This window comes from Algimonas ampicilliniresistens, assembly GCF_030159955.1.
Taxonomy (GTDB): Bacteria; Pseudomonadota; Alphaproteobacteria; order Caulobacterales; family Maricaulaceae; genus Litorimonas; species Litorimonas ampicilliniresistens.
In genome coordinates, this window is record NZ_BSNK01000002.1 from 846,410 (window position 1) to 869,577 (window position 23,168).

Annotated in this window: 27 protein-coding genes; 11 read left to right on the forward strand and 16 right to left on the reverse strand. The window is 55.3% G+C overall.

Going from position 1 to position 23,168, the window contains the following annotated elements:
* Window positions 1-3: 3 nt before the first annotated feature.
* Entirely contained in the window at window positions 4-855 is an 852-nt protein-coding gene (locus QQL54_RS11925) for a metallophosphoesterase family protein (protein WP_284390960.1), read from the forward strand.
* Between the two features lie 74 nt (window positions 856-929).
* Here the strand turns inward: QQL54_RS11925 and rpmE are convergent, their stop codons facing one another.
* The 9 genes from rpmE to QQL54_RS11970 form a co-directional block, all read right to left on the reverse strand.
* Window positions 930-1,145 (reverse strand): 50S ribosomal protein L31, encoded by a 216-nt coding sequence (rpmE, locus tag QQL54_RS11930; RefSeq protein WP_284390962.1) that lies wholly within the window; start codon window positions 1,143-1,145, stop codon window positions 930-932.
* 86 nt (window positions 1,146-1,231) lie between these two features.
* Window positions 1,232-2,050 carry an inositol monophosphatase family protein gene (locus tag QQL54_RS11935; protein ID WP_284390964.1) on the reverse strand — a complete coding sequence of 273 codons (819 nt, stop codon included), beginning with the start codon at window positions 2,048-2,050 and terminating at the stop codon, window positions 1,232-1,234.
* A gap of 175 nt (window positions 2,051-2,225) precedes the next feature.
* Window positions 2,226-2,408 carry a hypothetical protein gene (locus QQL54_RS11940; RefSeq protein WP_284390966.1) on the reverse strand — a complete coding sequence of 61 codons (183 nt, stop codon included), beginning with the start codon at window positions 2,406-2,408 and terminating at the stop codon, window positions 2,226-2,228.
* 256 nt (window positions 2,409-2,664) lie between these two features.
* The gene (locus QQL54_RS11945; RefSeq protein WP_284390968.1) at window positions 2,665-2,841 is read right to left on the reverse strand and encodes a hypothetical protein; all 177 of its coding nucleotides are present in this window, start codon (window positions 2,839-2,841) and stop codon (window positions 2,665-2,667) included.
* A gap of 36 nt (window positions 2,842-2,877) precedes the next feature.
* Window positions 2,878-3,441 (reverse strand): elongation factor P, encoded by a 564-nt coding sequence (gene efp / locus QQL54_RS11950; RefSeq protein ID WP_284390970.1) that lies wholly within the window; start codon window positions 3,439-3,441, stop codon window positions 2,878-2,880.
* Between the two features lie 83 nt (window positions 3,442-3,524).
* Entirely contained in the window at window positions 3,525-4,301 is a 777-nt protein-coding gene (locus QQL54_RS11955; protein ID WP_284390972.1) for an SDR family NAD(P)-dependent oxidoreductase, read from the reverse strand.
* A gap of 9 nt (window positions 4,302-4,310) precedes the next feature.
* Window positions 4,311-5,486: an acyl-CoA dehydrogenase family protein gene (locus tag QQL54_RS11960; RefSeq protein WP_284390974.1), complete on the reverse strand. Its 1,176-nt coding sequence runs from the start codon at window positions 5,484-5,486 to the stop codon at window positions 4,311-4,313.
* 142 nt (window positions 5,487-5,628) lie between these two features.
* On the reverse strand, window positions 5,629-7,386 hold the full coding sequence (locus QQL54_RS11965; RefSeq protein ID WP_284390976.1) for an acyclic terpene utilization AtuA family protein: 1,758 nt from the start codon (window positions 7,384-7,386) through the stop codon (window positions 5,629-5,631).
* Window positions 7,387-7,425: 39 nt separating this feature from the next.
* Complete coding sequence (locus QQL54_RS11970; protein WP_284390978.1) at window positions 7,426-8,079, reverse strand: HAD family hydrolase; 654 nt, start codon at window positions 8,077-8,079, stop codon at window positions 7,426-7,428.
* Window positions 8,080-8,166: 87 nt separating this feature from the next.
* Here QQL54_RS11970 and QQL54_RS11975 point away from each other — a divergent pair, with 87 nt between their 5' ends.
* Complete coding sequence (locus QQL54_RS11975) at window positions 8,167-9,531, forward strand: O-antigen ligase family protein (protein ID WP_284390980.1); 1,365 nt, start codon at window positions 8,167-8,169, stop codon at window positions 9,529-9,531.
* A gap of 12 nt (window positions 9,532-9,543) precedes the next feature.
* Here the strand turns inward: QQL54_RS11975 and QQL54_RS11980 are convergent, their stop codons facing one another.
* Together QQL54_RS11980 and QQL54_RS11985 are read right to left on the reverse strand one after the other, a co-directional pair.
* Window positions 9,544-10,674 carry an acyltransferase family protein gene (locus tag QQL54_RS11980; RefSeq protein WP_284390982.1) on the reverse strand — a complete coding sequence of 377 codons (1,131 nt, stop codon included), beginning with the start codon at window positions 10,672-10,674 and terminating at the stop codon, window positions 9,544-9,546.
* A gap of 154 nt (window positions 10,675-10,828) precedes the next feature.
* A complete protein-coding gene (locus tag QQL54_RS11985) occupies window positions 10,829-11,230 on the reverse strand; it encodes a UrcA family protein (protein WP_284390984.1) in 402 nt (133 codons plus the stop codon).
* A 406-nt stretch (window positions 11,231-11,636) separates the two neighbouring features.
* Here QQL54_RS11985 and QQL54_RS11990 point away from each other — a divergent pair, with 406 nt between their 5' ends.
* Complete coding sequence (locus QQL54_RS11990; RefSeq protein ID WP_284390986.1) at window positions 11,637-12,722, forward strand: DUF2855 family protein; 1,086 nt, start codon at window positions 11,637-11,639, stop codon at window positions 12,720-12,722.
* Between the two features lie 2 nt (window positions 12,723-12,724).
* A complete protein-coding gene (locus tag QQL54_RS11995) occupies window positions 12,725-13,570 on the forward strand; it encodes an enoyl-CoA hydratase-related protein (RefSeq protein WP_284390988.1) in 846 nt (281 codons plus the stop codon).
* Here QQL54_RS11995 and QQL54_RS12000 read toward each other — a convergent pair.
* The 3 genes from QQL54_RS12000 to QQL54_RS12010 all read right to left on the reverse strand — a co-directional run bounded on the left by QQL54_RS12000 (window position 13,567) and on the right by QQL54_RS12010 (window position 15,257).
* The gene (locus tag QQL54_RS12000; RefSeq protein WP_284390991.1) at window positions 13,567-14,049 is read right to left on the reverse strand and encodes a hypothetical protein; all 483 of its coding nucleotides are present in this window, start codon (window positions 14,047-14,049) and stop codon (window positions 13,567-13,569) included. The two genes, QQL54_RS11995 and QQL54_RS12000, sit on opposite strands and share 4 nt — an antisense overlap.
* Before the next feature lie 111 nt (window positions 14,050-14,160).
* Entirely contained in the window at window positions 14,161-14,637 is a 477-nt protein-coding gene (locus QQL54_RS12005; protein ID WP_284390993.1) for a hypothetical protein, read from the reverse strand.
* Complete coding sequence (locus QQL54_RS12010) at window positions 14,634-15,257, reverse strand: class I SAM-dependent methyltransferase (protein ID WP_284390995.1); 624 nt, start codon at window positions 15,255-15,257, stop codon at window positions 14,634-14,636. The genes QQL54_RS12005 and QQL54_RS12010 overlap by 4 nt, the downstream gene beginning before the upstream one ends.
* 80 nt (window positions 15,258-15,337) lie before the next feature.
* Between QQL54_RS12010 and QQL54_RS12015 the strand changes: the two genes are divergently transcribed.
* Both QQL54_RS12015 and QQL54_RS12020 read left to right on the forward strand, forming a co-directional pair.
* A complete protein-coding gene (locus QQL54_RS12015; protein WP_284390997.1) occupies window positions 15,338-15,649 on the forward strand; it encodes a DUF6958 family protein in 312 nt (103 codons plus the stop codon).
* Window positions 15,650-15,684: 35 nt separating this feature from the next.
* A complete protein-coding gene (locus tag QQL54_RS12020) occupies window positions 15,685-16,674 on the forward strand; it encodes a carbon-nitrogen hydrolase family protein (RefSeq protein ID WP_284390999.1) in 990 nt (329 codons plus the stop codon).
* Window positions 16,675-16,681: 7 nt separating this feature from the next.
* Here QQL54_RS12020 and QQL54_RS12025 read toward each other — a convergent pair whose 3' ends face one another.
* Together QQL54_RS12025 and QQL54_RS12030 are read right to left on the reverse strand one after the other, a co-directional pair.
* Window positions 16,682-18,379 (reverse strand): carboxylesterase/lipase family protein, encoded by a 1,698-nt coding sequence (locus QQL54_RS12025; RefSeq protein WP_284391000.1) that lies wholly within the window; start codon window positions 18,377-18,379, stop codon window positions 16,682-16,684.
* Between the two features lie 86 nt (window positions 18,380-18,465).
* Window positions 18,466-19,104, reverse strand: coding sequence for a MarC family protein (locus tag QQL54_RS12030; protein ID WP_284391002.1), 639 nt, complete (start codon window positions 19,102-19,104; stop codon window positions 18,466-18,468).
* 38 nt (window positions 19,105-19,142) lie between these two features.
* On the opposite strand from QQL54_RS12030, the gene QQL54_RS12035 reads away from it, so the two are divergent.
* The 5 genes from QQL54_RS12035 to QQL54_RS12055 all read left to right on the forward strand — a co-directional run bounded on the left by QQL54_RS12035 (window position 19,143) and on the right by QQL54_RS12055 (window position 23,166).
* Window positions 19,143-19,718, forward strand: coding sequence for an SLATT domain-containing protein (locus tag QQL54_RS12035; RefSeq protein WP_284391004.1), 576 nt, complete (start codon window positions 19,143-19,145; stop codon window positions 19,716-19,718).
* A gap of 140 nt (window positions 19,719-19,858) precedes the next feature.
* Window positions 19,859-21,814, forward strand: coding sequence for a S9 family peptidase (locus QQL54_RS12040; protein ID WP_284391007.1), 1,956 nt, complete (start codon window positions 19,859-19,861; stop codon window positions 21,812-21,814).
* A 213-nt stretch (window positions 21,815-22,027) separates the two neighbouring features.
* On the forward strand, window positions 22,028-22,810 hold the full coding sequence (locus tag QQL54_RS12045) for an SPFH domain-containing protein (protein ID WP_431355941.1): 783 nt from the start codon (window positions 22,028-22,030) through the stop codon (window positions 22,808-22,810).
* A gap of 6 nt (window positions 22,811-22,816) precedes the next feature.
* Entirely contained in the window at window positions 22,817-22,996 is a 180-nt protein-coding gene (locus QQL54_RS12050; RefSeq protein ID WP_284391011.1) for a type II toxin-antitoxin system antitoxin, read from the forward strand.
* A complete protein-coding gene (locus QQL54_RS12055; RefSeq protein WP_284391013.1) occupies window positions 22,993-23,166 on the forward strand; it encodes a DUF4177 domain-containing protein in 174 nt (57 codons plus the stop codon). The genes QQL54_RS12050 and QQL54_RS12055 overlap by 4 nt, the downstream gene beginning before the upstream one ends.
* The last annotated feature ends 2 nt before the right edge of the window (window positions 23,167-23,168 follow it).

Here is a 23,168-nt window from a genome sequence, read left to right on the forward strand (position 1 = left end):
GCCGTGACATCAATTTTACACTTCGCCGATGTTCATTTTGGGGTTGAGGATGAAGCCGCGCTCGCGCGCCTCGACGCAACAATCGAAAGTCTCAAACCTGATGTTTCAGTGATATCGGGGGATATTACACAGACTGGATCAGAGGCAGAATTCGAAGCGGCAGCCCGTTGGATTGAACAACTGTCTGGTCCAAAAGTTATTACGGCCGGCAATCACGACACGCCCATGTACGGGATCGTGGACCGCATTCTTAAACCGTTTGATCGCTACGCTGAATATATCGATCCGTTTGATGAGGGGTTGTTTGAAGATGAGAATGTAATCATCCAATCCATGAATACGGCCAGAGGCGTTCAGATGAAGCTCGACTGGTCGGTTGGCGTGGTCAATCTCGATGATCTCGACCAAAAGATTACGCGGTTCCAACAGAGTGATTGGGGCAAGCTGCGTCTGCTTAACGTCCACCACCCCTTTATCTATCCGCCTGAAAGCCCGCTGCAAAAGACAACTGATAACGGCCCCGAAGGGTTAAAGCGGCTGGCTGACGGCAATTGCGATATGGTGCTGAGCGGCCATGTCCATGTTCCGTTTGTTATTGAACGTAAGCCGGGGGGGAGCGAGCTGCTCTCCGTGTCTTCAGGGACGCTCTCGACGCGCCGCCGGGACAACAAGCCAGCGTTCAACCATATTCATGTGGACGCGGATGAGGTAGCCATCACCATGGTTGAGTTCTCAGACGATAATTATGTCAGAACCGAGAAGTTCCGTAAGAAACGGAACGAGCTGTCAGGCTGGCGGCGCGAGGGCCACACGCAGATGCGCACGGACGCCGTTGTGTTGGATACGCAGCGTTAAGGCATGAAAAAAGCGGCCCCGTGGGAGCCGCTTTGAATGTCATTGAGGTTACCTCAGAAATACGCGCGGGGCGTTTATGAGAAGCCTTTGAACTTGTCTTTAAACTTGCTGACCCGTCCGCGATCGCTGATGCGCGCTTCGCCGCCTGTCCAGGCTGGGTGTGTTTTTGGGTCAATATCGAGGGAGAGCGTGTCGCCCTCTTTGCCCCAAGTGGAGCGTGTTTCGTAAGTGCTGCCATCGACCATCTTGACGTTGATGGTGTGGTAATCCGGATGTCCGTCTTTTTTCATGAGTCTTCTCTATGTTCGGTACGGCTTTGCTTGGTCCACCGCTAAGCGGCGGCCTATATTGGCAGCGGCGATGGGAATCAAGAGACCTAGGTCACTCGATCCTTCAACATTGGCAGCAATGTGTCGTTGGTAACGATAATGTCGCCCGTATCCATGACGTCGCCGTCGGATAGGCTTTCAACCTGTAAACCCGCTTCGCGCGCGATCAAAACGCCGGCGGCAATGTCCCACGGTTTGAGGCCGCGCTCCCAGAAACCATCGTAACGACCAGCCGCCGTCCACGCGAGGTCGAGTGACGCTGCGCCAAAGCGCCGAACGCCGGCGCTAGTGCCCATGACTTGATGCAGTTCCTTGAGGTATTTCGCGTGGCCGGGCTTACCTTTAAACGGGATTCCAGTGGAGAAGATGCAATCTGAGAACAGATCGCGCTGCGAGGGCTTTAGACGACGATCCGCACCACCGCGTGTGCCGTCATTGATATAGGCGCCGCGGCCTTTTTCAGCGAACCACATATCGTCGGTGATCGGATTATAAACCAGTCCGGCAACGAGTTCGCGTGGGTTACCATCGATTTCGCGCTCCAGCGCGATGGAGATGGCGAAATGCGGAATACCGTGCAGAAAATTGGTCGTGCCGTCGATCGGATCAACGATAAAGCGGTGGGACTTATCCGTGCCTTCAATCTCGCCAGCTTCTTCCATTAGAAAGCTATAACCGGGACGGGCATAGGAGAGCTGTTCATGGATGACCTCTTCCGCTTTCTTATCGGCACGGGAGACGAAATCGGATGGGCCTTTACGGCTGATTTGCAGAGTTTCGACTTCACCGAAGTCGCGCTGTAGACCGCGTGCGGCCTTGCGGGCGGCGTTCTGCATAACGCCCATAATTGCTGACATTCCGCTCATGGGTGTTTCCGTTCGAAGTATTACAGAGTGTCCGACCAGATGTCGGGGTGTCGTTACCGTGTTGACGGTGCGGTGGGTCGCCAGCCTAATCCAGTATTCTGTCTCATCCAGCGTTTCGCGCCCTATAGCAGGTCAGAGCGTGAGCGCGACCGTCTTCTTCACCGGGCCGACTGCGTCAGCTTTTGTCACGCTTATAGCCCAGCCATCCACCGGCGAACCCGCCCACGGGCGCTAAGACCAGTAGCAAGACATTGCTCGTAAATCCGGCCTCAGGATCTCGAAAAAAGAAGAAGATGAATACCGCGATAATCAAACCCGCGACCCCACCGGCCAGGGCTGTTTTGAAACGCTCGTTCATCGATCTACCCTGCATGGCAACGCCTTAGATGGTGGTCTTAATTAGCTAGTTGTTGTGATCTTCACAATTCTGATTGTTCGATCTGATAAGCTGACCCAGTAAAGACCCTAGAAATACGCCGCAGGCTATAACTGAGCTTAGCTTGGCATTTGCCAACAGAGGGTCATCAGAATTTCGAAATAACGCAAGGTAGATTAGGCTGACGATCAATCCTATTAATGCTGCAAATACAGCCTTTTTAAGCTGCTCGCCCACCTTACTTCCAAAATCGCATCAGGGCGATCCGAACGAGGATCGCGACGACAAGAGCGATACCCGCGCTGAGCAGCCGGTCCAGACCAAAGAGATGGTCCAACCCAAACGCCAGTGCGATCAAAATAAGGATCGGGATAAAGCGCAGAATGGCAAGACGCCTGCCGAGGTTCTCTGTCACGCTCTTCTCCCAATCTAATGTTTTTATAATGCGGTTCTAGTCTGCCCGGGTCACGTAGCTACCGTCTTCCGTATTGATCACCAACCGTTCGCCCGTGCCGACAAAAGGTGGGACGGCGGTGCGGACACCATTGGAAAGAATGGCGGGCTTAAAGCTGTTGGCTGCCGTCTGACCCTTCACCACAGGTTCGGTCTCAATGACTTCAAGGGTCACTTGATCCGGCAGGGAGACGCTGATCGGTTTGTCTTCGTAGAATTCCAGTTCCACAGCCATGCCGTCGGAAAGATACACAGCGCGGTCGCCGATGAAGTCCTTCTGCAAGTGGATCTGCTCATAATTCTCGGAGTTCATGAACACAGCCGCGTCGCCATCATCATAGAGATAAGTGTGTGGTTTTTGGTCGAGGCGAACCCGCTCGACTGTCTCTGCCGCGCGGAAGCGCTCATTCAGTTTGCGGCCATCCAGCAGGTTCTTCATCTCAACCTGATTAAACGCGCCGCCCTTACCAGGCTTCACGGCATTACATTTCACCGCAACCCAGAGCGTATCCTGGTGCTTGATGATGTTGCCGACCTTAATTTCGTTGCCGTTCATTTTCATGGGGCGTGGGTCCTATGTTAGTTTTCGCGCGCCTAACAGAGGGGCGGGACCGGAGCAACAGAGGCGGACGGTAGGTAAGTTTATCAACGAGGCGTCATTCGGATCCCGCCATCCATGCGGATACATTCGCCGTTGATATAATCATTCTCGACAATCTGCTGGGCCAGCATGGCAATCTCGTCGGGTTTCCCAAGGCGGTTGGGGTAGAGAACTGAATTTTCTAGCGCTTCGAAAATGTGGTCAGGCAGCGTGTCGAACAAAGGTGTGTGGATCAGACCTGGCACAATGGTATTACAGCGCACGCCGATCTGTGCCAGATCGCGCGCAATCACAATCGTCATGCCGATGATGCCGCCTTTTGAGGCAGAATAGGCGACCTGTCCGATCTGACCTTCATAGCCTGCGACGGAGGCCGTGTTGATGATAACACCGCGCTGGCCGTCATCCGTCACCGGTTCTTGTCGCGACATTTGTTGGGCGGCGAGACGCGCGACATTGAATGTGCCGATCAGATTAACGTCCAGAACGCGCTTAAACGTATCAAGCGGATGCGGCGCGTCTCTCTTTTTGTCATAGGTTTTATGGGCGCTACCGATGCCCGCATAATTATTGCAAATATGCAGACCGCCAAAGGTCTTGGCGGTGTCTTCGATGATCTCAGCCACGCGTTCTTCGTTCGTCACATTGCCGTTGAAATAGCGTGCGCGGTCGCCCAGTTCCTTGGCGAGCGCGTCGCCGCGCTTATCATTCATATCGAGGATTGCGACGTTCACGCCCTGTCGGTGAAAGCGCCGGACTGTTGCTTCGCCGAGACCGGACGCTCCGCCCGTGACCAGCGCGGTTTTGCCTTTGAGCTCCATCGTGTGCTCCTAATTCAACATCGATTGATAGGTTTGGGAAAAGATATCTCGTCCGATAATCAACTTCATGACTTCGGAGCTCCCGGCGAGGATACGGTTGATGCGTGATCCCGTGAACATGCGGCAGATAGAATATTCATCCATATAGCCCGCGCCGCCATGCAGCTGGACCCCTTCATCCATCATTTTCCACTGGATTTCGCTGCCCAAAAGTTTGGCTTTGGCGGCCGCGTTGGCAGTCAGTAAGCCCTGATTATGCTGGTAGACCAGATGGTCGACATAGACTTGCAGCATGTCGATTTCGCTATCCAGTTCCGCCATTTTGAACTGCGTATTCTGCATCTTGGAGAGAGGGCGTCCAAAGACCTGACGGTCCATGACGTAGCTGCGTGTTAGATCGAAGGCATGTCGCGCGGACGCGGCATAGCCAGTTGCGGCGATCAGCCGTTCTTCGGCCAAGCCTTCCATCAAATGAATGAACCCCATCCCCGGTGTGCCGAGCACATTGTTGCGGGGGATCACGACTTCGTCGAAAAACAATTCGGCCGTATCTTGCGCCGGAAGGCCCATTTTCTTCAAGTTTTGTCCGCGAGAGAACCCGTCCATGCCGCGCTCAACAATCACCAAGGCCATAGCGTGCGGGTTGGCGGGTTCATCCGCGCCTTCGGCGATATATTTCCCCGCCACGATGACCACGTCGGCGTTAATGCCGTTGGAGATGTAGGTTTTGGATCCGTTGAGGATCAGGTGATCGCCCATGTCGCGGACCGTGCTGCGCATACCCGACAGGTCAGACCCGGCCCCGGCCTCGGTCATGGCGACGGCTAGAATGGTTTCACCGGATACGCATTTGGGCAGGAACCGCGCACATTGCTCCTCATTGCCGATATTCTTGAAATAGGGGCCAACAAGGCGCGAGTGCAGGGTGGCGAAAAACTCGCCCGTTTCCGCGCGGGCGCTTTCTTCAATGATGATCTGATCCCAGCGGAAATCGGAATCGCCAAGACCGCCATATTTTTCGTCTGGCCAGATCATCAACATGCCGCGTTCGCCCGCTTTGCGAAAGGCCGAGCGGTCAACGATCCCGGCTTCGCGCCATGTGGCCATATTCGGCTTGATCTCTTCTTCCAGAAACTGGCGATAAGAATCCCGGAACAGGATTTGTTCTTCTGTAAACTGGCGCATGACGGTATCCCCCGACGGATCGTTTCATCAAGGGGTAGGGGAGAGGCATCGCCGTTGGGAAGGGTGCGTCACGTCACAGGACGAGTTTATCACATGACGGATTGGAACTCACCTGTCCCTGACGATAAATGCCGGGGACGGTTTACTGAAGAAGCTGTCTAGGAATTGGGATCGGCATAGCGGCTAAAATCTGTCCAAACGACTTACCCTGCGCATCATTGCGCACGCTCGCTATGCCGCCGCCGCCCAGAGCTTTGTCCATCAAGATGTTGAGGCTGTGCGACCCCGGTAAGTACCAGCGTTCAATGTCGCCATTGACGAAATGGGCGAAGCGTTCACGTACGGCGGCTTCGGTCACTGCGGCCCAGATATAGGGTATGAAGTCCGGCTGCCGTGCGATCACGCCAATATTGCTTTTGTCGCCCTTGTCGCCGGATCGCATCCAAGCGAGCTGAACCAGCGGGACCTCCGTGTCGGGATCAAATGTGGGGGGCTTGGGTGTTTCACGTGAAACAGATGAGGGCGCCATAGGCGGCGCGGGCACGAAAGCTGTCCCATTGATGCGAATGTCTGGAAGGCTCTTATCGATCAGGGTTGAAAACAGCCGCACGACGGGCTGTGGCTTGGAGCGAACGCCAGAAAACGGCACGAGACCCGGCGGTGTCGCGAGGCCAAAACCGGACGCTTCTTTCAGGAACAAAGCGCAGGCTGCGGCGCTGTCGTGACGGACTGACATGCGAAAGGCGACTTCCCGGGTCTGAGCAAATTGCGCGAACGCGCCGAAATGTGATTCAGGCCCCGCCAACTCTAACTCGGTTTGGCTGTAATCGGGCAGATTACGGTCGCGAAGTTTTCGCCGCGCGCGAGCTAGTGTGGCGTCGAAGACAAGTTGGGCTTTCTCAGACGCGTCCTCACCCACCATGAAAAAGAGCAAAGAGAGGCGGTGTCCGTCCGTGACGGTGACGCTGGCCTTGTAATGGTCGGGGACGCCGATGCCGCGCGCGCCGCTGGCTCTGACTTGGTTGGGGCCAACCTGTTCAATCGTAACCTGAGTGAAATCGCAGATCACGTCCGGCAACAAATAGGCGGCTGGGTCGCCAATCTCATAGAGCATTTGCTCGCCGAGCGTACCGCGATTGACGATCCCGCCTGTCCCGTCTGGCTTGGTGATGACGCAAGCGCCGTCTTCACTGACCTCTGCAATGGGGTAGCCAATATCAACCAACGTGTCGGCGACGCTTTTCCAGTCAGTGAAGTTTCCGCCCGTCACTTGTGGGCCGCACTCGATTAAATGCCCGACCAGCGACCCTTGCGCCAAGCTGTCCAACTGATCGCTTTGCCAGCCAAATTCATGGATCAATGCGCCGAGCGTGACGGCGCTGTCGACGCAGCGTCCCGTGATGACAATATCTGCCCCTTCGCCAAGGGCCTTCGCGATTGGGAAGGCACCGAGATAGGTATTGGCGGACACGATCATTTTCGCGTTGGGGAGCGGGTCGCCGGAGAACATCTCTCTCGCCTCTTCAAGCGAGTCCAGTCGGTCCATAACATCATCACCCGTGATGACCGCGACATTGAGATCCAATCCAGCTTTGTCGATGGCGGCCCGAACGGCAGCCGCGCAGCCATCAGGGTTGACGCCGCCGGCATTGGAGCAGATTTTCACGCCTTGGCGCGCAATCTCAGGCAAGTGCCGGGTTAAGTCAGAGACAAAATCCGTGGCAAATCCAGCCTCGGGGTCGCGAACTCTCATCTGCGCCATCAAGCTCATTGTGATTTCGGCGAGATAGTCGAAAACTAAGTAATCGAGGCTGGGCTCCGCGGCCAGTAACTGACCCCACGCCATATCGCTCTCGCCCCAATAACCCGAAGCCCCGCCGATCCTGATGGTTTTGCTCATGCATGATGGATGACCGCCTTAAGGCGGCCCGTAAAGGGCTTAGACGATTGTGATCGCGTCCATGCGACTGACGATCTCGATACCGCCTTGCGCCAAGACGCCGCTTTCGTCCGGGTCATAGCCGATTACTCTCATCTTCGCGGCAAGAGCGCCTGCAATCCCGGTGGGGCTATCCTCGATCACGATGCAGCGCGTTGGCGACACGTTCATTTGAATGGCCGCATGCAGAAACAGGTCGGGGGCTGGTTTGGGGTTAGCCACATCACGGGCGGAGAAAATCCGCCCTTCAAATTGATCCCATAGGCCCGTCAGGCCGAGGCTGATCGCCATCTTTTCGTGGCTTCCTTGTGAGGCCACACAGCTATGCAGTCCCGCAGCCTGCACGCGCGCGATCAAGTCATTCACGCCCGCGACAACGGTTAAATCCCGCCGCATCCGCTGCTCCTGATCGAGATGGAAAGCGGACGTCCATTTTTTATCTATCGGCTTACCAAGTCGGTCTTCGATCGCGCAGTGAACCTGCGCCATGGTTTTACCTTTGAAGAGACGGATCGATTCGTGGCCCTTCATGGCCCAGCCCAGGCGCGTGATGTGTTCAGCCATGACCGCGTTGGAGAGTGGTTCAGAATCGACCAGAACGCCGTCACAATCAAAGATGATCAAGTCGGTCTGATCTGTCGTTATCAAGGGCATAGAGGTCGTTGATCAAGGGGCAGGAAAATGCCTTCTCGTGTCAGCATGGTTAACGCCGCCCTAACCCTTTGACGGCATGGCCAGATCATGGCCTTCACAGCCCCATCACCCGGCTTCAGCCACGCCGAACTCCAGCAGCGCAATTATGCACTGATCGGACTGGGTCGCTTTTTGGAATCCGCCATTTGGGTCTTGGTTCTAGTGTTCTTCTCAGGGGCCATTGTTGGCCTGACGTTTCCGTCTGCTGAAGCACTAGAAGCGGGCGATAGCCCGCTGGCACGTCTGCTCTGGTATCCAATCTACGGCATTGTCGCGGGCATGACGCTGATGAATTTTGCCAAGGTCTTACGACTGGTCTCGCGCAACCCGCTGATTATCATGTGTGTCCTTTGGCTCGGCTTGACCTTCTTCTGGTCGATTGATCCCGGCGTGACGATGCGCCGATCCATCGGTCTGTTAATGACGACAATGGCCGGATTGGCCTTTGCGGCGCGCTATGATTGGGGCGAAATGGTGCAGCATATTGGCGCGGCCGTGCTGATCCTGTGCCTGATTACACTGATGCTGGTTCTGCTCAATCCAACGCGCGGTATCATGCAGGAAATCTATCCCGGCGCGTGGCGCGGTCCGTGGGCGGAAAAAAATTATCTAGGCGGGATCATGGCGAAGGGGTTTGCGGTCATGCTCTGCGCCTTTGCGATGCGCCCCAAACGCATCTGGATATGGGGGCCGACTGCAATGCTCTGCCTCTTCATGATGTTGATGTCAGGATCGAAAACAGCGTTACTGGCGATGATGGGCTGTTTCGGTATTTTTCTGGTGGTACGAGTGTTCCGTCGGTTCCCGTTTCTGCGCGTTCCCGTCATCTGGGCGGTGATTGCCGGTACGGCGGGTCTCGCCCTGATCATGACCGTCGGGCTAGAGTGGGCGTTGGGCTTGATCGGCAAAGATCCGACCCTGACGGGTCGAACGGATATTTGGCAACTTTTGGCCATGGCCATCCAGGATAAGTTCTGGCTCGGTTACGGGTACGGCACCTTCTGGATGGACCCGTTGGGGCCGAGCTATCAAACGCGCGAAGTGCTGCAATGGTCAGTGCCGACAGCGCATAATGGCTGGCTCGATAGTTGGTTGTCGGGCGGCGCCGTAATCATCATCCTATTCGGTCTATTGACGCTAATGACGGCGATCAAAAGCCTGACCCGGATCAAGACAGGTGGTGTGGAAACCTATTGGGTTGTCCTGTCGCTATTCTTCTTCTTGCTGTTCTCGATCTCTGAATCCGCGATTCTGCAGCAGAATGATATTAGCTGGTTCCTGTTCACCGCGACCACCGCAAAACTCTGGGCCAATGATCCAGCTTGGTGGCGTCCGGGATCGCGCGGGGAACGCCGCGGCACCGTTGCGCGCGTCGGTATTCACCGCGCGCCTGGCCAGCGGAGCCTCTACTGACGCGTTTTTGGCTTAGCTCGCTTTGGGCGTCACGATATGTGCGCCGAACCGTTTGCGTAGCGCCACGAATTTCTGCTCCCAAAAATAGAAACTGAGTGCGGTGATGGCAAAGGACGCGATTAACGCCACGATGATGGTCGCGGCTTGTGACCACGCCATGCGCTCAACCAGATCCAGAACCGGGAAGTGCCATAGATATAGCCCGTAACTCACTCGACCGATCCAACGCAGCGGCGGCAGCTCCAGCACCGGAAAGGCCCACGTAAAGGCGCGTCCAAAATAGAGGTTCAACATCAACACACCGATGGCCACACCCTGAACCGAGAAGCGCAGGACTTGCCGGAACATCTCGTCGCGAATGACGAAAGTGGCGAGCAAAGCTAAAACGGCCAGTCCCGCTGGAATCCAGCCGATCAGCCAGCGCAGTTTTGCCGGATCGCTCAGCTGGTGCAGGCCGAGCGAGAACAGACACCCATAAGCAATGCTGTCGATCCGCGCGTCCGTCGCCATGTAAGTGTAAAGCTCAGCCGTCTCAGGCCAGATCAGGCTCACCGCCAATCGCCACAGTGGAACCAACACGATCAAGGCGAGCAGAACAGTCGTAATGCGCCGCCAATTCAATCCCGTTAGCATCAAAAGCGCCGGGAATAAGAGATAGAAATGTTCTTCGACCGCCAGCGACCAAAGCGGGGTCCAACTCATATAGGGCGCGTGGCCTGCGGCCTGCTCGGCGATCTGATAATAGTTGGTGAAATAGAGGTTGGCGGCTGCGAATTCCCCGGCAACGGGGGCGCCTAGTCCCAGCCACATATGGATGGCCGTGGTGACAAAGGTCATGCCGATCAGGGCAGGAAAGAGACGGATGGCGCGACGAATATAGAAATCCTTCAGACCGATCCCGTCCTTCTTTTCGGCTTCGGCAATCAACAGACGTGTGATCAGAAACCCGGAGACGAAGAAAAACACGGTGACGCCAAACCCGCCCGGGACCAAATGGCCGAGCCCAAAATGGGCGACCAGGACGATCAGCACGGCAATTGCGCGCAGACCGTCCAGCCCCGGAATATAGCCGTAGCGAGCCTTGGCGGTGATCGCTTCTTCATGCGTTCGCGGCGGCTGCCCGATCTGTGACGTCATATCCATGACGCGCGATTAGCAAAGGAAGATGTAGCAACCGTTTAACGAGCCAACTGCCGGACATTATGGTTAGCAGAGCCTTAAAATGTGTCGGCGTTAGTCCGGTCAATGCAAGTTTGTCATAAGGACAAACCCGCTGGCATTGAACGAATTTAGCTGGTTAATTAGAGGCAATTTGAACAGGGCGCGCCTGATAGGTTTGTGCCTTGTGATAATCCGTGAGAGCAGTAATGTTCACGCTCTGAACAAACTGGTCGACTATGTCATTGGCACATTCCGCAAGAGACTGGTCCAGATATCGCAAGGTCGCTTTGTCGGCCCTGCAAAAAGACATCGCGCGTTTTTCTAGCTTGGCATAGATTTTTTCTGGTCCTTGCGGAGCGCGAAGTTCAGTCAGGCTAAACTTTACACTGACGGTCCTGTCGACCAACAATGCCCCGTTTGCGAAAGCGTTCGGGGCGATGGCGCCTGTGGCCAGAGCTAAAAACCCAAAAGCAGATATTGCGACTTTCTTGACGCGGCGCGCCGCAAAATTCATGGTGTCGTTTCGTTTGGTGGTCATTGGAAGAATCCTTTCCAGTTAATTTGTCAAGCGACAGGCGACGAGGTCACACCCTCGTCGCCACTCTGCTCGCATAGGTTCTGAATGATGGGAACCGCCATCCGTGCGGCACCTGCTATGCAATAAAACATAATGAAAACAGATGCTTATGTTACGATTTAGGTAGGGGGAAGTGCTCCGCCATAATGCCTGGTTGTGACATCAAGTCGGTCGTCTCTAACTGTGCCATTGGCAGGTGATTCTGCACCGTCAATGCGATTGCTACCCAACTCACTCAATTGATCACGTCTGAACAAAAATTGGTCTGAAATGTGCGGATTTTGGCTGAAGATGTCGCAAGCCATTGCATAGGCTTTATTCGATCAACGGGCTGACGGGACGGGGTGGGCCGTGATAAGCGCGCCTCATGCACACTCTATTGGTAAACCGGACCGACCCGGCCGACATCACACTTTTCAAAACCGACAGCCCCGCGCTGCAAGACGGGGAGGTCCGCCTTGCCATCGATAGCTTCGCGCTGACGGCCAATAATGTCACCTATATGATCTTCGGTGATCACATCGGTTACTGGCATTATTTTGATCCTAAAGCCTATGGCTTCGGCGAAGACAATCAGGGCCGGATGCCGGTTTGGGGGTTCGCGACGGTGTCAGAATCCAAATGTTCTGACGTCCCTGTTGGTACGGAAGTCTACGGTTTCCTGCCTGTGGCTGACGAAATTGTCGTGAAGCCCAGCAAGCTGTCGCCGCAAGGATTTCAGGACGTGGCCGATCACCGCGCGCCGCTCCATCCTGTCTATAATGGCTATTCTTATACTGCCGCTGACCCGTCTTATGCGGTCCAGAAAGCAATCCAGCCCGTGCTGCGTCCGCTGTTTTTGACCAGCTTTTTGATCGACGATTTCGTCTCCAGCGAAAAATTCTTCGGTGCGGAACGGGTGGTGATCACCAGCGCTTCGTCCAAGACCGCGCTCGGCACGGCCTATTGCCTCAAACAGCGCGGGGGCGTTGAAGTGCTGGGCCTGACATCGGAACGCAATCGAGCCTTTGTCGAAGAGACAGGCTATTACGATACGGTCGTGACCTATGAGATGATCGAAGGATTGGACCGCGTGCCGACCGTCATCGTCGACATGGCTGGCAATGGCGAGTTATTGGCGCGGATCTACGCCCATTTGCGCGACAATGTGAAATATGGCTGCGCCGTCGGGAAGTCCCACTATCAGGGCGATGCGGCACCAAAACCTGATGAGGGCGCGCCGATGAAGATGTTCTTCGCGCCGGATTACGCCAAGTCGCGCATTGCGGAATGGGGCGGGGGCGGGTTTGCCACACGCCTGGCTGAACGCTGGATTCCGTTTCTCGGTGATGCTGCGGGATGGATGAGTGTCGGAGAACCGGCAGGCGTCGAAGCGATGCTCACCACCTATAAAAATCTGCTCAACGGGACAACAGACCCAACGCAAGCCGCGCTATTTTCGTTGAAAGGCTAATCATGGCTTACGAATGTTTTGACGTTTCGATTGAAGATCAGATCGCCCATATCCGGCTCAGCCGACCAGAAAAGCGCAACGCTATGAGCCCGTCTTTCTGGGCCGACCTACCAGAAATCGTCCGCGATATCGACGACAATGCCAAGGCACGCGTGATTGTTATTTCTGCCGATACAACGGGCGAGCGTCCAATCTTTTCTGCTGGAATTGATGTGTCGATGTTTAGCTCTGGCGGCGTGTCCGGCAATGATAAGAACAATCCGCAGCACGGCGCGGTCTTCTATCAGAATGTCCTCCGATTGCAGGATAGTTTCACGGCGCTTGAAAATTGCCGCATCCCGGTCATCGTCGCGATCCATGGCGGGTGCATTGGCGGCGGGGTTGATCTGATTACGGCCTGCGACATGCGCTACGGTACGTCGGACGCCTACATCACCATCTATGAAATCAATGTCGGCATGACGGCAGATGTCGGGACGTTCCCGCGCATTCTCAACCATATGCCCGAAGGCGTGGTACGCGAGTTGGCCTATACAGGTCGCCGCATGGACGCGGAAGAATGCGAGCAGCGCGGTCTTTTCAATGCGACCTACGAGAGCGATGAAGCGATGATGGAGGCCGTCATGGCGACAGCGCGCCAGATCGCGTCCAAGCCACCCTTGGCGATCTATGGCTGCAAACGCATCATCACCTATGCGCGCGATCACAGCACGGCGGACACGCTTGACCAGATCGGCGTCTGGAACATGTCTATGCTCATCCCATCGGAGATGATGGAAGCGATGATGGCAAAGGGGCAGAAGCGGGCGGGAACGTTCGCCGATCTGCCAAAAGTGGCTAGGGATTAGTCCCGATTATAGGTCATCACCACGTCTGATTTGGGGTCGCGCAGGACCAAACGATCTTTGTCGATCGATACGATTTCCAGAGTCGATGTTTCGACCGTGCCCATCATATTCGTCAGGCCGGACGCCATTTGTAAAGAGTCCGGATTAGAGTCGACGGGCATGACCGATAAATTGGTCGTGGTTTCGCTGAGGGTCGATCCGTTCAGCACGTAATTGGCCGTTGACCTAATCCTGTAAGCCGCAATTTGTGCGGGAACGTCTTGGAAGGTCAAAAGACCTTCGCTGTCACTTGTTCCGTTTTTGTAAAAATCCAGTTCGCCATCTGTCAGGCTCAGTGTGGACCCATTCTGCGAAATTACGACTGGTTCAGCCTGATCCCATTCACCGATTAGAAGCTGCGCCTGTGTTTTAGGTGCGCCGGAGCCGCAGGCCGTTAGCAATACGGCAGCCGTCAGAGTGGTGAGAGTGAAATAGCGCATGAGACCCCCCAAGATCGATCGGACGCGCCGCAAACATTACGACGGTGCTCGATTGATCTTATTCGCGGACGCGCAATTTGTTCCCGGCCAGAGTGTGTTTGAATCTAAAGACTATTGGCGATCATAAGTCAGGGTCGTACCCGTATCGACGTCCAGCAAGGCCAATGTTTCCGCGTCTAAGGTTTCGATAATCAATCGTCCGGGCGGGCTGTTTCGGTAGGCATTTTCGAGCGCCCGCGCGAGTTCATCGGCTTCTGGTGTTGAAATATCCGGTGTGACTTTGACGTCTTGCAACGTCCGGGTCAGGACAGTTTCTTCTAAGGTCCAGCCGACCGTGGCGGCTATCGAAAATCGCTCCGGAATGCCGTCATTTTCTGTGATGATCATGATGCCGTTAAAGGTCGACCGCCCGTCTTGTGCATAGGTGATGACAGCGTTTTCAACCACTAAAGTTGGGTCGGTCTGCGCTGCGCCTTGCTGCGCCCAAGTCCCGATCAACAAGCTTTTATCGGGCCCGACATCGCCCTGACAGGCTATGATAATGAACGCGCCGATCAGGACGGTAAAGGACTGGATTAAACGGCTCATAAATCCCCACGCGTCGCCGCGCCCCAATAGTTGTAGCTGAGGACTTTCGGTCCCGGAATGTACATCTCATCAAGACGTGCAAGTTTCAGGCCTGCCTGCCGGAACAGTGCTGGAATGTCGCGGCCCGTCTGACACCCGCCGGCGATATGTTTCCAGATCGGATCGATGCGTCTCTGCCAGCGCGCGACATTCAGGTCCGGCGCACGGCCATGTTCAGTGAATAAGATCTCTCCGCCGGGACGGAGCACACGACCCATTTCGCGCAAGGCGGCGACCGGGTCGGGAATGGTGCAAAGCGCATAAGTGACAACGACGGTGTCCGCGCAGGCGTCACCTAGTGGCAGAGTTTCGCCCGATAGGCCGAGCCGATCGACCGGGAAATCGCAGGCTGAAGCCCGGGGTTCGGCGCGGTGCCACAAGCCATCATCCGGGTCGATGCCGGTGATGCGGCGAACCTTAGCTGGGTCATAATGGGGTAAATTGAGACCTGAACCGATGCCGATTTCGACGACGTCGCCGCGCGCTTGCGGGATAACCTTCTCGCGCTGTTTAGCGATTGGCTTGGTGCCACAAGCGAGGTCGAGCACTTTTGGCAAGATCGTCGTGTTGTAGAAACCCATACGGATCGCCTAGCGCGCTTGACGGCGGACTTCCAGAGAGTTGATTGTCGCGACGTGGAGTTTCGGAATAGGAGAGCACGATGTCTAAGACTGATGACCCCAAAACTGAATGCAGGACTCCGGCTGAGGGCCGCGATGGGGTGACCCGAATTCCGAGCTGGAAGTATGATTGTTTGCGCGACGTTATTGTTGAGGTCGTTAGGGAGGCTGGATCTGATGGGTTCGTCTTTTCAAAACTGACTGAGGCGGTGCGGCCTCGCTTAAGCGCGGACCAACTGGATAAAATTGGCTCTCTTGGCTGGCATGTCACGACCGTTAAACTGAATATGGAAGTCGAGGGCGATATTGCTCGGTTGTCGGGATCACCGCAGCGCTTGGTTGTCCTAAGGTAGTCAGCGCGTCTGGCAGGCTAGAAAGATAAGACCCTATGGCAAAAGCATCATCTCATACGCGGACACGCTTGCGTGTTGCCGTCGCGCAACTGGCTCCGGCCTTTCTCGACCGAGCGGCCGGGACAGACCGTGTTATTGCTGCAATTACTGAGGCCGCAGATCAGGGCGCGGACCTGATCTGCTTTCCTGAAAGCTACCTCCCCGGATATCCGTTTTGGCTATCGGCAGGCGACGGGGCGCGGTTTAATGATGCGCGCAACAAAACGCTGTTTTCGCATTATTCCGATCAGGCTGTCACTATTGAGGATGGGCATCTGGATACGATCTGCGCCGCGCTGCGCACGACTGGGATGGCGGCGTGGCTCGGTATTGTTGAACGTCCGCGCGATCGTTCCGGTCACTCGCTCTACTGTTCCTATGTCTATATTGATGCGAGCGGCGAGGTGCAGTCCGTGCACCGCAAGCTGCAGCCCACTTATGAAGAACGTCTGGTCTGGTCACCGGGCGACGGGAACGGATTGGTGACGCACCGGCTGGGCGCTTTCACTACGGGCGGGCTGAATTGTTGGGAAAACTGGATGCCGCTGGCGCGCGCCGCGCTCTATGCACAGGGCGAGGACCTGCATGTGGCAGGCTGGCCGGGCAGTCGAAGCAATACGGAAGACCTGACGCCGGTTCTGGCCAAGGAAGGTCGGTCTTATGTGATCAGTGTCAGCTCTGTGATGCGCGGCTCTGACGTGCGCGACGACATGCCGGAGGCTGAATTTGTGCGCGACGCGATTGGTGAGTTAGCAGCGGATGGTGGCTCATGCATTTGCGCGCCAGACGGAACGTTTCTTATGGAGCCTTGGGTCGGAAACAATGGGGTTGGAGAGACCGGAGTTCGTACCGTTGAGATCGATATTGCACGGGTGCGCGAGGAACGACAAAACTTCGACCCGTCAGGCCATTACTCCCGCCCTGATGTGACTCAGCTGATCGTGGACCGGACTCGGCAGGCCATCGCCACCTTCAAAACAGATTGATCGTGTCCTAGTCGAACGCAGCGTACCGGCCGGGCTCGGTCTGGCTCAGGGCGTCGAGCTTGACATGCAGACCTTCGGACAGTCGGTCGAGTTTGTCGCCGCGTAAATCGGTTTCAAGCTGTGCCGTCGGGCGGTCTGTATTAGCGGAAAAATGCATCCAGTTCGTTTCTTGATGCTGCGGCCATTCGGGTAGGCCTGGTGCATTAGGATCGCCATTTTCGGCAAAGCTCGCCCAATATCCGATCATCTGATCCGTTAAAGCATCGTCCTGATCGGTCAGACCTAGAACGGGTTCGTGGCTGCCAAAGACGAAGGGGATCTCTGCGGCGTGAAACGCGCCCATCGTCTGCTTCTTGGAGGGCGGTACGCGGGAGAAGAAGTAGGTCCAGCTCGGTGCGCCCGTCTTGGCGGTCGCTTGTGCCGCAAAGCGGATATTCACGCCGAAAATCTCGTCACCCATCATCTGTGTGCCGCCCGCCTCGAAATCTGTGTCGAGCTTGTAAAGATCGATAATCTCTGCGGCTTGGGTCGGGAACGGATCCGAGAGCTGTGCGATCAACATATCGCGGCCGCCTCGCTCCAAATCGTTGAGCCAGACTGTGGGCTGCGGATCGTCTGGGAAGAACAATGTGCCTTCATCGGAATTATACCCCGCGATCATGGGTACAGAATGGATTTGGCCGCGGTCAAAAGCTTGTCCGACATTGTGAGGGAAGACGACGCCGTCACGTATATGGTGGAAGCCTTCCGACAGGGTTTCGGTGACAACGGCCTGGATTTCATCCGCAGGAATGGCGCGTAAGTCTGCCGCGCTGGGATTATTGAGGCCGAGCGCTTCGGCAACGGCCCGTCCGGTATCGTGCCCGGATGGCCACCCAAGGCCGTCTCCCTCCAACTGACCCAAGTGATAGGTCGAGGCGCCGGATTGCAAAATCGCGCCATGGAATAAGCCCTCCGCTAGCGGTGTGCTCATTAGTTCCGTTACTGACCAAGCGCCGGCGCTTTCGCCAAAGATCGTCACGCGCTCTGGGTTGCCGCCATAAGCGGCGATATTATCGCGAACCCATTCTAAAGCCGCGACCTGATCCAACGTGCCGTAATTGCCGGACACACCGCGCGCATCATCCGAACTGAGCGCCGGATGCGCCATATAGCCGAAGGCACCGAGCCGATAATTGATGGTGACCAGAACGATGCCGCGTTCGGGCAGGGCGTTGGCTTGATAATAATCGAAATCACTCGATCCAAACTGATGACCGCCGCCATGAATCCAAACCATGACAGGCGCATCCTTGGCATCGATTGGCGCGCGCACATTCAGATAAAGACAATCTTCGCTGACAGGCGGTGGGTCCATCGCGGCGACGACACGTTTAATCGCAAAACTCTTGATCCAAGACAGGCCGTGCCCGTCGATCAATCGGTCAAAAAAGTCGCCCTCCGTATCTGTCGCCTGCATGCACCGGGTTCCAAACTGACTGGCGTCACGCGCTTCCGTCCAAGTCGGAGCCGGTGCGGGCGGCGCCCAACGCAGATCGCCAATTGGCGGCTCGGCAAAGGGAATGCCTTGGTAGGACGCGATCGCAGGATTGTCGGTGATAATGCCCTGCACCGGGCCTTGCGGCGTCGACAGTATGGCGGTGGAATCTGGCACGCTTGAGCAAGCGGCAAGGATGAAGGCAGAAACGAGAAGGATAGAACGCATAGACATTGTTACGAGCGACTAACCCCGATGGTCAAATCGCTCCGTGGCAATCGTCTATGTGATGGCCGGTAATCCAGACGCGATAGCTAGAACAGCGCACCTTGAATGCCGTCCAGCACGAATTGCGCCGCCAGCGTCGCGAGCAGGACACCGAGCACGCGGGTCAGTACATTGGTGAAGGTCTTGCCCATTAGCTTGATAAGACCGCCGGCCAGAAGGAAACTGACCAGTGTAATCAGCAGAACAGCGACTAGGGCGGTCATGACAGCAATCTCGCCAGCATGATCAGGTTGGTCGCCCATCATCAGCAGTAGCGAGGCCATCGTGCCCGGTCCGGCGATCATGGGAATACCCATCGGGAAGACAGAAATATCTTCTGGATCAGCAATGTCTTCGAGCAGGTCCTCGGCGCGGTCTTCGCGTTTTTCTGTGCGCTTCTCGAACACCATGTTCAGCCCGATGATGAACAGCATGATACCGCCCGCAATACGCAGTGCGTCCAGTGAAATGCCAAGCTTGGAGAACAGCCATTCGCCGACAAAGGCAAAACCGATCAAAATGACGGATGCCACACCGACACTTTTATAGGCCATCCTCCGACGATGGGATTTGGACGTACCTTGGGTCAGCGTCGCGAAAATGGGCGCGCAGCCGGGCGGGTCCACAATCACGAATAGCGTCGTGAAAGCCGACACGAAGACGGCCATGTCGAACCAAGATGACATGATTGCAGATTCCTACTTTAAACGCTTATAGCTAAGAAATGTGTATTCGGACAAAGATATGGTTTACTTCTAGGGCTCGAATGAATGCGGAGAGAAGATACAAAACCTATAACAGTATTTTGAATTGGCTTGTTATTTTTTATGCCTTTTCCTTAATTGCTATCGCGCTCGTGGCGCTTGGCACAGGCGAATCTCTATTTGAAACCCCGTTAATACTTCTCTTGAATATTGCTACATTTACAACTGCTTGCATGACCTTTGCCGGAAACTTCAGCGGCAAAGCTAGTGAGCATCGTGAATGTTACCTTCGTCTAGACCGTCTTAATTCAGATACATCTCAGGATGTAGACAGCAAGTACCATGAGTTACTGGCTGGTTATCAAAATCATCATCAAGTCGATTACCTTAAAATTTTAGTCGATGAAAAAATCTTGAGAAAGAGAACATGCACTGACTCTAAAGGCGTTGTGATCAAACTAAGTCGGGTCGCATATTTAACTTACTTCCTTAGAAAGGCATGGTTTTGGTTGGTTGTAGCTGTTTGCTTTGCAATTCCATTCTTGATCATTGCCCGCCTTATCGTAGCATTGTTGTTCCAAGGAGATTCATCTTAGTCGCGTATATTTGCCTAATTTAGCAAACAGCCATGTCGAACCAGGCGCTCATCACGGCGCTTTAATCGCCGCGTCAAGGCGCGGCAAGTCTAGCGACCCGTCATGCTTGCATGGCAGCCCTCTCTGTGATGCAAGGGGGAATGACCATACGATATTTGCTTCCACTTGCTTTCTTGTTGGCGTCTTGCGCGCCCGACGCCACGCAAACAGAGGTGCCGCCAGACGCAACAGAGGTGGTGAAAACCGAACCTGCGCCGCTCACCTACATGCAGCCCGTGGCCAGCGACGCGGATCTCGATAGTGCCGTCGCGCCTTATGTGATGGCGCGCGGGGCGGGGCCGTCGCGTCTGTCGCCGGATGGGACCACTATCGCCACGCGCCTGTCCCTAACCGGTGATCGGCAGCTTTACGTGATGGATGCGAATGCCGACGACCCAAAAGAAACGTTGCAACAACTCTCCTTCGGGTCTGGCATCACTTTCTTTGAGTTCTCGCCCAAGGGCGACTTGGTTTTCGGGTCGGACAATAATGGCGATGAGCGGGAAAATTACTGGCGCGTGTCCAAAGTCGATGGTGTTTGGGGAGAGCCAAGCTTGATCTTGGCGGCGACTGAGCAAGGCTTCCGGCAATTTGGAGGCTTTACGAGCGATGGCCAGACTATTGTTTTTAGTTCGACCGAACGAAACGGCGCAGATTTCGACATCTATAAAGCGGATGTAACAAGCGGAGAGGCCACTCTGGTCTATGAAGGTGTGCTTGGGAATTACGTCCAAGCTGTCGGCCCTGACGGCCGCACGGCCATTATTAGCGAGACCGTTGGTGAAGATAGCGACAAACTGTTTGCGCTTGATCTAGAGAGTGGTCAGCGGACAGTTCTGTCTGATCCGACACCGCGCGCCAATCACACCGATGCTGGAGTAGAGTATCTATCGGCAAATTCAGTGCTTTTGGCGACGAATCGGGGCGGCGAGTTTGCAGCTCTGACACTGTTCGATGTCAGCGGAAGTGAGGCGGCGACCCCCTTTGTGCCAGCAGCAGACAGAGACGTGGACGGTTTCAGCGTTTGCGGTGGCAGCACATTATACACGGTCAATCAGGACGGTTTCTCTGAGACACGTGTGGTGCGACCCAATGACGAAAATGTCGCTGTTGAGGGATTACCCGCTGGGGTTCACTCTGTCGACTGTGCGGGCAGTCAGGCGCTCGTCCGTGTGTCTGCTTCCAACATTCCAGGCGATCTTTACCACGTCGATCTCGAAACACTGGAATCGCGTCGCATCTTTACCTCCGACTATGACACGCTTGATCCGGCCTTTCTGATCCAGCCTGAATCGGTTCGACTGAACGCGCGCGATGGCGTTGAAGTACAGGGCTTGCTCTATCTGCCTCGCGGGGCGCTCGAAACGCCGCCGGTTGTTTTTATGGTTCATGGCGGTCCGACCGCACAGGCGCGTCCTAGCTATAACGGTACGGTCCAATATTTACTGTCGCGCGGTATTGCCGTGTTCCAATCCAATGTGCGCGGCTCAACCGGTTTTGGCCGAACTTATGTCACGCTGGATGATCAGCGGAATCGTTTGGATTCTGTGCGTGATCTGGTCGACATGCTCGATCATCTAGAAAGCGATGGCCGCGTGGACACATCCCGTGCCGCCGTAATGGGCGGATCTTATGGCGGCTATATGGTCAACGCTGTGCTCGCGGATTATCCTAACGTTTTCGACGCAGGTGTGGCCCTCTTTGGTGTCGGCGATTGGGTCACGGCACTGGAAGTGGCGAGTCCGGGCCTGAAGGCGGCGGACTTGATCGAATATGGCGATATCAACGATCCTGAATGGCGCGCCTTTTATACGGAAATCAGCCCCATCGGGAAGGCGGACCAAATCCGCGTGCCTGTCCTATATTCACACGGCGCGATGGACCCTCGTATCGATGTGCATGAGACAGAAGTGATGGTCCGGGCGTTACGTGACAACGGTATCCGCGCTGACTATGTTTTGATGCCCGATGAAGGCCATGGTTGGCGCAAGTTGAGCAACCGTCTCTATTATGAACGAGTCCAAGCCGACTTCCTTGCCGAGGTTCTCGAGAAATAAGTATTTTTAGGCTCAAAAATTTCTAACTGAATCAACTCGCTACCTCGGTTGCGGGTTTTTTCATCTCGACAAACGATAAAACGATATCATATTGATATCATAATAAGTTGAGAGGAGAGACTGATGAGTGAAATAAGAGAGAAAGATACGGGCTCACTGCCAGGCATACCCATGCTGTTGGCATCTTTGGCTTTGATCGTGGCAGGCGCCTACATGTTCATTGCCTTGATCCGCGCTGACGCGGGAATCGTTGCCATTGGCGGCATTCTGGCAGCTCTGATTGGGCTTGCGCTCATGGCGGGTCTCTACACGGTCGCCCCGAACCAATCCGCGGTTCTGTCTCTGTTTGGAAAATATGTCGGTACGGTTGATGAAACGGGCCTGCGCTGGAACAATATTTTCTACACGAAGAAGAAGATTTCCAAGCGTGTACGCAATTTCGAAAGTGGCAAGCTGAAGGTCAATGAACTGGATGGCTCGCCGATCGAAATCGCCGCGATTGTGGTCTGGGAAGTCTCAGATTCGGCTGAAGCCGTGTTCAATGTCGACGACTATGAGAGCTTCGTCCAAATCCAGTCTGAAGCCGCCATTCGGGCCATGGCGACCAGCTATCCTTATGATCAACATGAGGATGACCAGATCAGCCTGCGGTCTCACCCGGATGAAATTTCGGAGCGCCTCCGTCACGAGATCCAAGAGCGTTTGGCCAAGGCGGGTATTCACGTCATTGAGAGTCGTATTTCGCACCTCGCCTATTCGCCTGAAATTGCCGGAGCCATGCTGCAGCGTCAGCAGGCCGGGGCTATCATCGCGGCGCGTAAGAAGATTGTCGAAGGCGCTGTCGGTATGGTCGAAGACGCTCTGGCAGAGCTGCAATCCAAAGACATTGTCGACCTGGACCCAGAACGTCGCGCAGCCATGGTCAGCAATCTTCTGGTCGTGCTCTGCTCGGACAAGGCGACCCAGCCGATCGTGAATACCGGCAGCCTCTACTAACGAGCTATGGCTGATAAAAAGTCATATCCCTTAAGGATCAGCGCGCCGGTGCTCGACGCCATGCGCCGCTGGTCCGATGATGAATTGCGCTCTTTAAATGCGCAGATTGAATATGTCCTGCGCGACGCGCTGCGAAAGCAAGGTCGTTTGTCACGGGACCAAGCGGACGATGGAGACGACACATGAGACAAAAGTGGGAATATAGGATTGTTGAAGGTGGGAAAGGCATGACCGGCGGAAAAATCCGCGATGCCAGCACTGATATTCTTAACCGGCTCGGACTGGAAGGCTGGGAATGTTACGCCGCTCACTTCAACACAGCACCGACGGTTTTTTACCTCAAACGCCCGCGATAGGA

Coding starts and splice junctions, on each gene's coding strand:
- QQL54_RS11985 (WP_284390984.1), bottom strand. CDS start 11,230: ATGACCACCAAACGAAACGACACCATGAATTTTGCGGCGCGCCGCGTC.
- QQL54_RS11980 (WP_284390982.1), bottom strand. CDS start 10,674: ATGGATATGACGTCACAGATCGGGCAGCCGCCGCGAACGCATGAAGAA.
- QQL54_RS12005 (WP_284390993.1), bottom strand. CDS start 14,637: ATGAGCCGTTTAATCCAGTCCTTTACCGTCCTGATCGGCGCGTTCATT.
- QQL54_RS12050 (WP_284391011.1), top strand. CDS start 22,817: ATGGCTGATAAAAAGTCATATCCCTTAAGGATCAGCGCGCCGGTGCTC.
- QQL54_RS11955 (WP_284390972.1), bottom strand. CDS start 4,301: ATGGAGCTCAAAGGCAAAACCGCGCTGGTCACGGGCGGAGCGTCCGGT.
- QQL54_RS12055 (WP_284391013.1), top strand. CDS start 22,993: ATGAGACAAAAGTGGGAATATAGGATTGTTGAAGGTGGGAAAGGCATG.
- QQL54_RS11975 (WP_284390980.1), top strand. CDS start 8,167: ATGGCCTTCACAGCCCCATCACCCGGCTTCAGCCACGCCGAACTCCAG.
- QQL54_RS11965 (WP_284390976.1), bottom strand. CDS start 7,386: ATGAGCAAAACCATCAGGATCGGCGGGGCTTCGGGTTATTGGGGCGAG.
- QQL54_RS12020 (WP_284390999.1), top strand. CDS start 15,685: ATGGCAAAAGCATCATCTCATACGCGGACACGCTTGCGTGTTGCCGTC.
- QQL54_RS12010 (WP_284390995.1), bottom strand. CDS start 15,257: ATGGGTTTCTACAACACGACGATCTTGCCAAAAGTGCTCGACCTCGCT.
- efp (WP_284390970.1), bottom strand. CDS start 3,441: ATGAAAATGAACGGCAACGAAATTAAGGTCGGCAACATCATCAAGCAC.
- QQL54_RS11995 (WP_284390988.1), top strand. CDS start 12,725: ATGGCTTACGAATGTTTTGACGTTTCGATTGAAGATCAGATCGCCCAT.
- QQL54_RS12030 (WP_284391002.1), bottom strand. CDS start 19,104: ATGTCATCTTGGTTCGACATGGCCGTCTTCGTGTCGGCTTTCACGACG.
- QQL54_RS11935 (WP_284390964.1), bottom strand. CDS start 2,050: ATGAGCGGAATGTCAGCAATTATGGGCGTTATGCAGAACGCCGCCCGC.
- rpmE (WP_284390962.1), bottom strand. CDS start 1,145: ATGAAAAAAGACGGACATCCGGATTACCACACCATCAACGTCAAGATG.
- QQL54_RS11940 (WP_284390966.1), bottom strand. CDS start 2,408: ATGAACGAGCGTTTCAAAACAGCCCTGGCCGGTGGGGTCGCGGGTTTG.
- QQL54_RS11960 (WP_284390974.1), bottom strand. CDS start 5,486: ATGCGCCAGTTTACAGAAGAACAAATCCTGTTCCGGGATTCTTATCGC.
- QQL54_RS12025 (WP_284391000.1), bottom strand. CDS start 18,379: ATGCGTTCTATCCTTCTCGTTTCTGCCTTCATCCTTGCCGCTTGCTCA.
- QQL54_RS12000 (WP_284390991.1), bottom strand. CDS start 14,049: ATGCGCTATTTCACTCTCACCACTCTGACGGCTGCCGTATTGCTAACG.
- QQL54_RS12040 (WP_284391007.1), top strand. CDS start 19,859: ATGACCATACGATATTTGCTTCCACTTGCTTTCTTGTTGGCGTCTTGC.
- QQL54_RS12035 (WP_284391004.1), top strand. CDS start 19,143: ATGTGTATTCGGACAAAGATATGGTTTACTTCTAGGGCTCGAATGAAT.
- QQL54_RS12045 (WP_431355941.1), top strand. CDS start 22,028: ATGTTCATTGCCTTGATCCGCGCTGACGCGGGAATCGTTGCCATTGGC.
- QQL54_RS11990 (WP_284390986.1), top strand. CDS start 11,637: ATGCACACTCTATTGGTAAACCGGACCGACCCGGCCGACATCACACTT.
- QQL54_RS12015 (WP_284390997.1), top strand. CDS start 15,338: ATGTCTAAGACTGATGACCCCAAAACTGAATGCAGGACTCCGGCTGAG.
- QQL54_RS11970 (WP_284390978.1), bottom strand. CDS start 8,079: ATGCCCTTGATAACGACAGATCAGACCGACTTGATCATCTTTGATTGT.